We start from the raw sequence: 11,540 nt of genomic DNA on the forward strand, positions 1-11,540 counted from the left end.
GACTACGACCGGCGGACGCTGCCGCCAGTAAAGAGCAGTCTCGTTGGTCCGTCAAACGCGGCCGGTCGCGCGCCTACTCGCGCCGCAGCCGCGACTCCACGAACCGTTCCAGCTGCTCCCACTCGCGTACCGCTGCGGCGTACGGCGGCGACGGCCTGCTCACCGAGTCGGGCTCCAGCACGCAGGCCACCAGCTTGCCCAGCGGCCGACTCGGTTCCAGCGTCTTGTCCACGGTGCTTTCCTCGGAGTAGTCGCCGATGTCGCGCAGCAGCTCGACGGCCAGCTCGAGCTGGTCCTTATCCACGGCGTCGGGCCCGTCGGCGAAATCGTCGGCCAGCCCGCTGAGCACGTAGATGTTGTCGTCGGTGATGTCGACGGTCAGTGAGCCGTCGGTGGCGGCGGTGCGGATGTCGTCGTAGGTGCTCAGGTCCGACAGGTCGTGGTCGTGTTCGTCGGCGAGGTAGCGCGCCAGCGCCCGCTCGGAGCTGAACACGCTGATCCGGCCGTTGCGGCCCAAAAAGATCGGATCGTCGTCCAGGTAGCAGCGCAGCGTGTAGAAGGTGCCGGAGTCGGTCATGATCCGGATCGGGTCGATGCCCACCTGCAGCCAGAAGTCCTCTTCGCTGCCCAGGACGACGGTGTCGCCCTCGGCGCGGGCGTCGTCTTCTTCTTGGTCGTCTTCGTCGTCTTGGTCCGCCGTGTCCTCGGGCTCCTCCGTGGCTTCGGCGGCGTCCGTCTCTTCGGGCTCTTCGGGCTCTTCGGGTTCTTCGCGCTCCTCGGCCAGCTCGTCGGCGGCCTTGGCGGCGGCGTCGGCGTCGACGTCGGGCGTGCTGATGATCTCGTCGATCGCGCTGAGCACGTCGTCCCAGCCTCGCCCGATGATCGCGGCGATCGCATTCCAGCGCTTCTGGCCGGCCTTGCCGGTGAAGTGGTCGACGCCGCCGGACACCGTGCCCAGGTCCGGATTGCCGTTGAAGAACTTCGACACCGCCGACAGCTCGCATACCGATCCGATGGAAGCCACGATCGCCAGCGTGCCCGCCAGCGCGTTCACCGACTCCTCGGTCGGCTTCTCGGCCACCAGCTCCTCAACGGCGACGAGGTCGAACTCCTTGTCCTTCGCCGGTTCGAAGGTGTGCGCGTGGGCGGTGGTCAGGTCGGCCCATGCCGGGTGGTCGACGAGATCGTTATCGGAATCGACACGGACGAATGCCACCAGGTCAGCGACGGTCTCGAAGCCGTACAGGTCCTCATCCTTGCCCAGGAACGCCTCCCATTCGTCCCCGGCGTCGCGCCACCGAGGCGCCCACACGGTGTAGCGGTCACCAGCGGACAGGCTCAGGCGGATGGGTACGAGGTCGGCCATGCGGCACACAATAGCGACGGCTTGGCCCCGGCGACGATGCGGTCCGCCCGGTCCGGTAGCGGTTACGCGCTCCAAATGCTGGCGATTGGGGAGGCGGTCGCCGCCTTGCCCGTCTTGGGTAGCCCGTACATCTGCTCGAGCGTGGACAGCACGTTGTAGTGGGTGATCGGTTCGCTGTAGCTGCCCGGCTGCACGTGGGCGCCGTAGATCACCGTGGGGATCTGATTGCGGGGTCCGTCGTCGTCCTCGTCCCACGTCAGGATCAGCAGGCTGTTGTTGGCGCGGGCCCAGTTGGCGTAGCCGACGAGCTGGCGGTTCAGCCAGGCGTCGCCCGCGGCGACCGAGCCGTCGTGCATGTTGTTGTCGTTGTTGGGAATGACGAACGACACCGTCGGCAGGTTGGCGTAGTTGCCCATCGGAAACGCCGAGAACGGCACCGAGTTCGCCGGCGGCACATTGGTGAAGTTCGCCCACGGCACGTGCTTGCGGGCGTACTTGCCCGCGCTGCACACCGGCGATCCGACGGCCGGCAGGTCTTCGGCATAGCCAACGAATGTGTAACCGGCAGAAAGCAATTCGGAGGCCAGGTTGGGTGCGGCGCCGGCGTTCACCGGGCAGGAGTCCTTGGTCAGGCCGAAGGTGTCGCCCGCGAACAGCGCGAGGTAGTTCGGCTCGCTGGGGTGCGCCTCGGCGAACGACTGCGTCATCAGTGCGCCGCCGGCGGCCAGCGCGTTGATGAAGGGCGCGGACTTGTTGCCGATGATGTTGCCGCGGTTCTCCTCGACCACGATCACCACGTGCGACGGGGTCGGCAGCACCCCCGCGGCCAGCACCCGAGGGGGCACGGGGCAGGCCAGCGCAACCAGCGCCAACAACGCCGCTCCGAAGATCCGCAGGCCTCGCACCGGGGGAGTATATGAACGGATTTCGGCGACCGGCGGGACGGGCGCACGCGTGTCAGCGCAGCGAGCCCCGATTGTTATATAGGGTCAAAGCCCATGGACGTGAGCGTCATCGACCACCCGCTGGTCGCCGCGCGGCTCACTGTGCTGCGCGACGAGCGCACCGACAATGCGGTCTTCCGGGCCGCGCTGCGGGAACTGACGTCGATGCTGGTCTACGAGGCCACCCGGGACGCCCCGCGTGCGCCGGTCCCAATCCGTACGCCGATGGCCGAGACGGTCGGATCGCGGCTGGCCAAACCACCCTTGCTGGTTCCGGTGCTGCGCGCCGGCCTGGGCATGGTCTACGAGGCGCATGCCGTGATTCCGGAGTCCCGCGTCGGATTCGTCGGCGTGGCCCGCGACGAGGACACCGCGCGACCGGTGCCGTATCTGGAGTCGCTGCCCGACGATCTGAGCGATCTGCCCGTGATGGTTCTCGACCCGATGGTGGCCACCGGCGGGTCGATCACGTACACCATTGAGCTGTTGCTGCGCCGCGGCGCGACGGACATCACCGTGCTCTGTGTGGTGGCCGCGCCGGAAGGCCTTGCGGCGCTTGAGAAGACAGCACCGAACGTGCGGGTTTTCACCGCCGCCGTCGACGACGGCCTGAACGAGATTTTCTACATCGTCCCGGGCCTCGGCGACGCCGGCGACCGGCAGTTCGGGCCGCGCTAGTTCAACCGGCGCCGCATCTCGGCGACCAGCTCGTCGCGCAGCGCCGCCGCACGATCCCGGGTGCGGCCCAGCTCGCCGGTCACCGCGCACCGAACCTCGGTGTAGCACTTCAGCTTTGGCTCAGTGCCCGACGGCCGCACCACCGCCCTGACCGACGTGTCGTCGTCGCCGCCGGTGAAGATCAACGCGTCGGTGATATCGGTGGTCTCGACGTCGAAGCCCGCCAGGCGTTCGGGCGGGGCCGCGCGAAGCCGCCGCATCACATCCTCGGCCTCCTGCGGGTCGGCGAGCCGACGCGACAGGGCGGCGACGTCGTGCACGCCGTGCCGGCGGGCGAGTTCGTCGAGCGCCTCGGGCACCGAACGGCCCTGCTCCTTGAGCGCCGCCACCAGGTCGCACACCAGCACCGCCGCGCTGATGCCGTCCTTGTCGCGCACGGCGGCGGGATCGACGCAGTGTCCGATCGCTTCCTCGTAGGCGTACACCAGCGTGCCGGGCTGGTCTGCATCGGCACGCGCCAGCCATTTGAAGCCGGTGAGCGTCTCGACGTGGGTGGCGCCGTGGTGTGCGGCGATCGCCGCCAGCATGCGCGAGGACACCACGGTGCTGGCCACGACGGGGTTCTCGGATTTCTCATGCGCCAAGATGTAATCGCCGAGCAGCCAACCGGTTTCGTCGCCGGACAGCATCCGCCAACCCGACACCGTCGGTATCCCGACCGCGCATCGGTCGGCGTCGGGATCCAGCGCGATCGCGACGTCGGCGCGGGTGTCCGCGGCCAGCGTCAGCAGCGCGTCGGTGGCTCCCGGTTCTTCCGGGTTGGGAAACGCGACGGTGGGAAAGTCGGGGTCCGGCGCGAACTGCGCCCCGACAGTGTGGACCTGTTCGAAGCCGGCGCGATGCAACGCCTCGACGGCCACGGCGCCACCCACGCCGTGCAGCGGTGTCAGCGCTATCCTCAACGAGCGCACCGGCCGGTCCGATCGTCGCACCCCGGCTGCGCGCTCGATGTAGTCCTGGATGAGGGTGGCTTCGGCGGGGTGAACGGGCTGGCAAGCGATTTCGTCGGCGAAAGGCGCAGCGGCCATTGCGCTTTCGATCTCGCGGTCGGTGGGGGAGATGATCTGCAGCCCGCCGTCGACGTACACCTTGTACCCGTTGTCGCCGCGCGGATTGTGCGAGGCGGTGATCTGTATCCCGGCGGCCGCACCCGTGTGACGAACCGCGAAGGCCACCACCGGCGTGGGCACCGGACCGGGCAGCAGAAGAACCGAAAAGCCTTCGGCGGCAAGAACTTCAGCCGCCGCGGTGGCAAAGGCCGCCGAGCCGTGCCGGGCATCGCGCCCGACGACCACCAGCGACCCCACCCGGTCTCCGAGCACCCGCGCCACCGCCCAGGTCGCCCGCAGCACCACCGCGACGTTCATCGCGTCCGGTCCGCCGCGCACCGGCCCGCGCAATCCCGCCGTGCCGAACACCAGTGGCCGGGCGAACCGCGCCGTGAGTTCTCCCGCATCGCACGCGGCGAGCTCGGCGGCCGTCTGCGGGTCGGGATCGTGCGCGATCCACTCCTCGGGTGTCACACGGGCGATCCCGCTACAACCCTGCTACCACGGAGGCCAGCAGGGTGCCGATCCGCGCCGCCGATGCGGCCCCGACGGCCAGCACATCGGCGTGGCTCAGCGGCGCACCGGTGATGCCCGCGGCCAGGTTTGTCACCAGGGATACGGCCAGCACCTCGGCGCCGGCCGCCCGGGCCGCGATGGTTTCGTGCACCGTCGACATGCCCACCAGATCGGCGCCCAGCGTCCGCAGCATCCGGATCTCCGCCGGCGTCTCGTACTGCGGGCCCGACAGCCCGGCGTAGACACCCTCGGCCAGCGTCGGGTCCAGGTCGCGGGCGAGCTTGCGCAATCGCGGCGCATACGCGTCGGTCATGTCGACGAACTGCGCGCCGATCAGCGGCGAACGCCCCGTCAGGTTCAGGTGATCGCTAATCAAGACCGGCTGACCGACCGCCAGGTCCGGGCGCAGCCCGCCGGCGGCGTTGGTGAGCACGATCACGCGTGCCCCCGCCGCGCAGGCCGCCCGCACCGGGTGCACCACATGGGTCAGGTCATGCCCCTCGTAGGCGTGCACGCGACCGACCAGAACCAGGACGCGATGCTTGCCGATGCGCACCGACAACAGCTCGCCGGCGTGCCCGACCGCGGTGGGCGGCCGGAACCCCGGCAGGTTGGCCTGGGGGAGGGCGGCCGTCGGGGCGCCGAACGCGGCGACCGCCGGCGACCATCCCGACCCGAGGATGATCGCGGCGTCGTGCCGGTCGACCCCGGTCCGCTCGGCGATCGCTGCTGCGGCCAGCCGCGCGAGTTCGCCGGGGGCGGGCAGGGTTTCGGCCACGGGGGGCAGCTTAGCCCCGCATGTGTCAAGATCTGCCGCATGGGTTTTGCTCGGTGGCCGATCTCGGCTCTCGCTGTTGCCGTATCGGTGGCCACGATCATCTGCGGTCCCGCGCCACGGGCACGAGCCGACTGTCCGGACGTCCAACTGATCTTCGCGCGCGGCACCGCCGAGCCGCCCGGTTTGGGCGCCGTCGGCGACGCGCTGTTCGGCGCGCTGCAGCCCGCGCTCGGCGGCCGCAGCCTCGACAACTACGCGGTGAACTACCCGGCCAGCTACAACTTTCTGACCACCGCCGACGCCGCCAACGACGCGCGGGACCACATCGGGCAGATGGCCGACCAGTGCCCGCGGACGCGGCTGGTGCTCGGCGGCTTCTCGCAGGGCGCGGCCGCGGTGTCGATGCTCGCGGGGGTGCCGCCGCTGGGGAACACCATCGGCAATTTCGGATCGGCCCCCGCGCTGGATCCCGGTCTAGCGAACAAGATCGCCGCCGTCGCGGTGTTCGGGAACCCCGGCAACCGGTTCAACACGCCCCTGTCCTCGGCGGGCCAGTTCGCCGGCCGTGCCATCGACCTGTGCAGCCCGGGTGACCCGATCTGCGTCGTGGGCGGTCGCGACCGCGATGCCCACCACGAATACGAAGCACCGCCGTACCCCGGCGAGGCGGCCGGATTCATCGCGGGACGGGCGTGACCCGACTGAATCTCGGTCGCTGCGCCTCGATGAGATACTGCGAACATGCCTGTAGCCAGCCCACTCGATGTCGTGGAAGAGGTGGTGCGGCGTCGGGGCGGTGACTTGGTGGAGCTGTCCCACGCCATCCACGCCGAGCCGGAGCTGGCGTTCGACGAACACCGCAGCTGCGCCAAGGCGCAGCAGCTGGTGGCCGAGCGGGGTTTCGAGATCACGGCGCGCGCCGGCGGCCTCGACACGGCGTTTCGCGCCGACTTCGGCAGCGGACCGCTGGTCGTGGGGATCTGCGCCGAATATGACGCGCTGCCCGAGATCGGGCACGCCTGCGGCCACAACATCATCGCCGCGTCGGCGGTGGGCACCGCGCTGGCGCTGTCCGAGGTCGCCGACGATCTCGGGCTGACGGTTTCGCTGCTGGGGACGCCCGCCGAGGAAGCCGGCGGTGGCAAGGCGCTGATGCTGCAGGCCGGCACGTTCGACGACGTCGCCGTCGCGGTGATGGTGCACCCCGGCCCGACCGACATCGCCGCGGCCCGCTCGCTGGCGCTGTCCGAAGCGATCGTGCGCTACCTGGGCAAGGAATCACACGCCGCCGTCGCGCCCTTTATGGGGCTCAACGCCGCCGACGCCGTGACCGTCGCGCAGGTCGCCATCGGACTGCTGCGCCAGCAACTGGCGCCCGGGCAGCTGATGCACGGCATCGTCACCGACGGCGGGCAGGCGGTCAACGTCATCCCCGGGCGCGCGACCCTGCAATACGCGATGCGGGCGCTCGAATCGGATTCGCTGCGCGAGCTGGAAGGCCGGATGTACGCCTGCTTCGCCGCGGGCGCGCTGGCCGCGGGCTGCGAATACGAGATCGAAACCCCGGCGCCCGCCTACGACGAACTCAAGCCCGACCGCTGGCTCGCCGAAACCTGCCGCGACGAGATGCGCCGGCTCGGCCGCGAGCCGGTGACGCCCGAAGTCGAGGCCGCGCTGCCGATGGGCAGCACCGACATGGGCAACGTGACGCAGGTGTTGCCCGGGATTCACCCGGTGATCGGCGTCGACGCCGGCGGGGCCACGGTGCACCAGCGCGCGTTCGCCGCCGCGGCCGCGGGTCCCAGCGCCGACCGCGCCGTGGTCGACGGCGCGATCATGCTGGCCCGCACGGTCGTTCAGCTCGCGCAGGACTCCGGCGAGCGCGACCGGGTGCTGGCGGCGCAGGAAACCAGGGCGCGCGGATGAGCCTCACCGACTCCGCCGAATCCTGGCTGGCCGCACACTACGACGACCTGGTCGACTGGCGGCGCCACATCCATCGCTACCCGGAGTTGGGCCGTCAGGAGTACGCCACCACGCAGTTCGTCGCCGAGCGGCTGGCCGACGCCGGGCTCAACCCGAAGGTGCTGCCCGGCGGGACCGGCCTGGTGTGCGATTTCGGTCCCGAGCACGAGCCGAGGATCGCGTTGCGCGCCGACATGGACGCGCTGCCGATGGCCGAGCGGACCGGCGCGCCCTACGAATCGACGATGCCCAACGTCGCGCACGCCTGCGGCCATGACGCGCACACCGCGATCCTGCTCGGAACGGCGCTGGCCCTGGCGTCGGTGCCCGAACTGCCCGTCGGGGTCCGGCTGATCTTTCAGGCCGCCGAGGAGCTGATGCCCGGCGGCGCCATCGATGCGATCGCGGCCGGTGCGATCACCGGGGTGTCGCGGATCTTCGCGCTGCATTGCGATCCGCGGCTCGAGGTCGGCAAGGTCGCGGTGCGGCAGGGACCGATCACCTCGGCGGCCGACCAGATCGAGATCACGCTGTATTCGCCGGGCGGGCACACGTCGCGTCCCCATCTGACCGCCGACCTGGTCTACGGACTGGGCACGCTGATCACCGGGCTGCCCGGGGTGCTGTCGCGGCGCATCGACCCACGCAACAACACGGTGTTGGTGTGGGGCGCGGTGAACGCGGGTGTGGCGCCCAACGCCATTCCGCAAACCGGTGTGCTGGCCGGCACCGTGCGCACCGCCAGCCGGCACACCTGGGTGGACCTGGAGGCGATGATCCGCGAGGTCGTCGCGGGCCTGCTGGCGCCGCTGAAGATCGAGCACACGCTGCAATACCGGCGCGGCGTGCCGCCGGTGGTCAACGAGGAGGTCTCGACGCACATCCTCACCCACGCGATCGAAGCCGTCGGCCCCGATGCGCTCGCCGACACCCGGCAGTCCGGCGGCGGCGAGGATTTCTCCTGGTACTTAGAGGAGATCCCGGGTGCGATGGCGCGCCTGGGCGTGTGGTCCGGCGAGGGACCGCAGTTGGACCTGCACCAGCCGACGTTCGACCTCGACGAGCGCGCCCTGGCCGTCGGCGTGCGGGTGCTGGTCAACATCATCGAGCAGGCGGCGGCTTTCTGACCGCGAGCGCGCTCATATGTACGCCGACACGCCGTCGAAGCCGGCAATTTGAGGACACTCGTCGAGTGAATTGTGGGCCATGCATGAGCCGCCGAAGATTGCGCGCATGCATCCAGACCTCGAGCGGTTGCTTGCCGAACAGGGCGGAGTCGTCAGCTCTCGTCAAGCATTGACCTTCCTCACCCGTCGCGGCCTGGAAGCGAACGTGAAAAGCGGTGTGCTGCAAAAAGTTTGGCACGGTATTTACGGCCGCGGCAGACTGACCACGACGTTGCGTCTAGGCGGGCTGGACCTGCTGGCCGGTACGCAGGTTGCTGCGTGCATGCACACTGCCGCGGCGGTTTACGGGTTCGACACCGAAGACACCTTGACCCTGCATGTGCTTAACCCAGACGGTCGGCGCTTGCACTCGGCTCGCGGTCTGGTGGTGCATCGTCGAGACGGCGCACCGCTGACTGTGGTGCGGGGCCGGCCGGCCACGGCGCCGCCATGGACGGCGATCGAGGTCGCCCGCAGCCTGCGGCGGCCGCGCGCGCTCGCTACCCTCGATGCCGCGCTGCGCAGCGGGACGTGCAGTCGTGATGAGTTGGCGCGGGCCATCGAACTGCAGTCCGGTCGTCGCGGCATCGTCAACGTCCGCGAGCTGCTTCCCCTGGCGTCACCGCTGGCCGAGTCGCCGATGGAAAGCGAAGCCCGCCTGGTCATGATCGACGGAGGCCTGCCGCGGCCGGTGCTGCAGTACGAGCTCATCGACCTGACCGGCCGGCTGTGGCGGCTCGACTTCGCCTGGCCCGAATTTCGCGTTGCGGCAGAGTATGACGGTGTCGACTGGCACAGCGGGCCCGAGGCATTTCGTCGGGACCGCAGACGTGCGGCCGCCTTGCAAGACATCAGTTGGGTAGTACTGCCCATCATCGCCGAGGATGTCAGGTACCAACCCGCGCAACTCGTCGCACGCATCGAGCGGCGCCTACAGCGGGCGGCGTGAGCGTCCCCAAAATGCCGGCTGCGACGGCGTGTCGGCGTACATATGAGCACGCTCGGCGGAAGGAAGAAGGCTAGACGCTGGTACCGGGGCCGATGTTGCGGGCCGGGCGGGTGCGGATGTCGTGGACGTAATCGGCTGGCGCGCCGGCGATCTCGGCCGCATCGGCCATAACACCGAGATAACGCGCCGACGGCAGCCCGCCCTCCCAGGCGTCCAGCACGTACAGCCACGCCAGGACGGGATCGGTGGTGGTGTCCGACGACAACCGTTCCACGCGGCAGCGGATCTTCTTGTGCACGCCGAACTCCGAGCCCTCCCAGCGGTCGAGGTTCATCTCGTCGGCCGGCGTCATGTCGTACAGCACGACGAACACCCGCGATCCCGGATCCTCGACGACGGTGGCCAACGCCCCTTCCCAGCCGAAGTCCTCGCCGCCGAACGTCAGCCGCCACCCCGGCAACCAGCCGGTCCCCGCCATCGGCGAGTGGGGTGCCCGCTGCTGCATCTGCTCGGGATGCATGTTCGAGCCATAGGCGGCGTAGAGCGGCACGGGGAAAGCTTAAACGGCTCCTGCGCATCCGGCGCACCTGCATGTTGGCCATTCCGCCGCTAGGTTATGGGCTGTGGTGACCCGCATCGTGATCATCGGCGGCGGACCGGCCGGTTACGAAGCCGCGCTGGTGGCCGCCTCGTCCCACCCGGAATCGACCGACATCACCCTGATCGACGCCGAGGGCGCCGGCGGGGCGGCCGTACTGGACGACTGCGTGCCGTCCAAGACGTTCATCGCCTCGACCTGGCTGCGCACCGAGCTGCGTCGGGCGCCGCGGCTGGGCTTCGACATCGACATCGATGACGCCAAGATCGACCTGGCGCAGATCCACGCCCGCGTCAAAAAGCTGGCCGCCGACCAGTCCGCCGACATCGCCGCCCAACTGCGCAATGTCGGGGTGAAATTGGTCGCCGGGCGCGGGGAGTTGGTCGACCCCGCCCCGGGGCTGGCGCGGCACCGCGTCAAGGCGACGCATTCCGACCCGGGGCCCGACGGCCCCGTCGTCAGCGAGTACGACGCCGACGTGGTGCTGATCGCCACCGGCGCCAGCCCGCGGATCATGCCGACGGCCCAGCCCGACGGCGAACGCATCCTGACCTGGCGCCAGCTCTACGACCTGGATGCGCTGCCGGAGCACCTGATCGTGGTGGGCTCCGGGGTGACCGGGGCCGAATTCGTGCACGCCTACACCGAGCTGGGCGTGCAGGTGTCGGTGGCGGCCAGCCGCGACCGGGTGCTGCCCTACGAAGACGCCGACGCGGCCGCGGTGCTGGAGGAGTCGTTCGCCGAGCGCGGCGTGCAGCTGTTCAAGAACGCCCGCGCCGAATCGGTCACCCGCACCGAGGACGGCGTCCTGGTCACCATGACCGACGGCCGCACCGTCGAGGGCAGCCACGCTTTAATCACCATCGGATCGGTGCCCAACACCTCCGGCCTCGGCCTGGAACGGGTCGGCATCGAGCTCGGTCAGGGCGACTACCTGAAAGTGGACCGGGTGTCGCGCACCTCGGTGCCCGGCATCTATGCCGCAGGCGACTGCACCGGGCTGCTGCTGTTGGCCTCGGTCGCGGCCATGCAGGGCCGGATCGCGATGTATCACGCGCTGGGCGAGGGCGTCAGCCCGATCCGGCTGCGCACGGTGGCGGCGACGGTGTTCACCAGGCCCGAGATCGCCGCGGTCGGGGTGCCGCAATCGATGATCGACGACGGTTCGGTGCCGGCCCGGACCATCATGCTGCCGTTGCGGACCAACGCCCGGGCCAAGATGTCGGGGTTGCGGCAGGGCTTCGTCAAGGTCTTTTGCCGCAAGTCCACCGGCGTGGTGATCGGCGGCGTGGTGGTGGCGCCGATCGCCTCCGAGCTGATCCTGCCGATCGCCGTGGCGGTGCAGAACCGCATCACCGTCAACGCGTTGGCCGAGACGCTGGCGGTGTACCCGTCGCTGTCCGGGTCGATCACCGAGGCCGCGCGCCGGTTGATGGCGCACGACGATCTGGACTAGAAGCCACTAGCCTGG

Annotated in this window: 11 protein-coding genes; 6 read left to right on the top strand and 5 right to left on the bottom strand. The window is 69.8% G+C overall.

The genetic code is table 11. From position 1 onward, the window contains the following. Positions 1 to 73: 73 nt before the first annotated feature. Positions 74 to 1,366 (bottom strand): protein export chaperone SatS, encoded by a 1,293-nt coding sequence (satS, locus tag G6N66_RS04055; protein WP_085231529.1) that lies wholly within the window; start codon positions 1,364 to 1,366, stop codon positions 74 to 76. Between the two features lie 62 nt (positions 1,367 to 1,428). Next, positions 1,429 to 2,262 carry an alkaline phosphatase family protein gene (locus G6N66_RS04060; RefSeq protein WP_232079458.1) on the bottom strand — a complete coding sequence of 278 codons (834 nt, stop codon included), beginning with the start codon at positions 2,260 to 2,262 and terminating at the stop codon, positions 1,429 to 1,431. A 102-nt stretch (positions 2,263 to 2,364) separates the two neighbouring features. Here G6N66_RS04060 and upp point away from each other — a divergent pair, with 102 nt between their 5' ends. Beyond that, positions 2,365 to 2,988, top strand: coding sequence for a uracil phosphoribosyltransferase (gene upp, locus G6N66_RS04065; RefSeq protein WP_085231528.1), 624 nt, complete (start codon positions 2,365 to 2,367; stop codon positions 2,986 to 2,988). Here upp and G6N66_RS04070 read toward each other — a convergent pair. Next, on the bottom strand, positions 2,985 to 4,571 hold the full coding sequence (locus G6N66_RS04070) for a phospho-sugar mutase (protein WP_085231527.1): 1,587 nt from the start codon (positions 4,569 to 4,571) through the stop codon (positions 2,985 to 2,987). The two genes, upp and G6N66_RS04070, sit on opposite strands and share 4 nt — an antisense overlap. Positions 4,572 to 4,584: 13 nt before the next feature. Further along, positions 4,585 to 5,391, bottom strand: a complete 807-nt coding sequence (locus G6N66_RS04075) for a purine-nucleoside phosphorylase (protein WP_085231526.1) — start codon at positions 5,389 to 5,391, stop codon at positions 4,585 to 4,587. Between the two features lie 39 nt (positions 5,392 to 5,430). On the opposite strand from G6N66_RS04075, the gene G6N66_RS04080 reads away from it, so the two are divergent. From G6N66_RS04080 to G6N66_RS04095, 4 genes are all read left to right on the top strand, one after another. After that, positions 5,431 to 6,087 carry a cutinase family protein gene (locus tag G6N66_RS04080; protein ID WP_085231525.1) on the top strand — a complete coding sequence of 219 codons (657 nt, stop codon included), beginning with the start codon at positions 5,431 to 5,433 and terminating at the stop codon, positions 6,085 to 6,087. A 45-nt stretch (positions 6,088 to 6,132) separates the two neighbouring features. Then, entirely contained in the window at positions 6,133 to 7,317 is a 1,185-nt protein-coding gene (locus G6N66_RS04085) for a M20 family metallopeptidase (protein ID WP_085231524.1), read from the top strand. Beyond that, positions 7,314 to 8,483 carry a M20 family metallopeptidase gene (locus G6N66_RS04090; protein ID WP_085231523.1) on the top strand — a complete coding sequence of 390 codons (1,170 nt, stop codon included), beginning with the start codon at positions 7,314 to 7,316 and terminating at the stop codon, positions 8,481 to 8,483. The genes G6N66_RS04085 and G6N66_RS04090 overlap by 4 nt, the downstream gene beginning before the upstream one ends. Before the next feature lie 106 nt (positions 8,484 to 8,589). Then, positions 8,590 to 9,471: a hypothetical protein gene (locus G6N66_RS04095; RefSeq protein ID WP_085231575.1), complete on the top strand. Its 882-nt coding sequence runs from the start codon at positions 8,590 to 8,592 to the stop codon at positions 9,469 to 9,471. A 70-nt stretch (positions 9,472 to 9,541) separates the two neighbouring features. Here G6N66_RS04095 and G6N66_RS04100 read toward each other — a convergent pair whose 3' ends face one another. Continuing rightward, a complete protein-coding gene (locus tag G6N66_RS04100; RefSeq protein WP_085231522.1) occupies positions 9,542 to 10,021 on the bottom strand; it encodes a gamma-glutamylcyclotransferase in 480 nt (159 codons plus the stop codon). A 73-nt stretch (positions 10,022 to 10,094) separates the two neighbouring features. Between G6N66_RS04100 and G6N66_RS04105 the strand changes: the two genes are divergently transcribed. Continuing rightward, positions 10,095 to 11,525 (top strand): NAD(P)H-quinone dehydrogenase, encoded by a 1,431-nt coding sequence (locus G6N66_RS04105; protein ID WP_085231521.1) that lies wholly within the window; start codon positions 10,095 to 10,097, stop codon positions 11,523 to 11,525. Positions 11,526 to 11,540 lie beyond the last annotated feature (15 nt).

The sequence above is a fragment of the Mycobacterium conspicuum genome (assembly GCF_010730195.1).
Taxonomy (GTDB): Bacteria; Actinomycetota; Actinomycetes; order Mycobacteriales; family Mycobacteriaceae; genus Mycobacterium; species Mycobacterium conspicuum.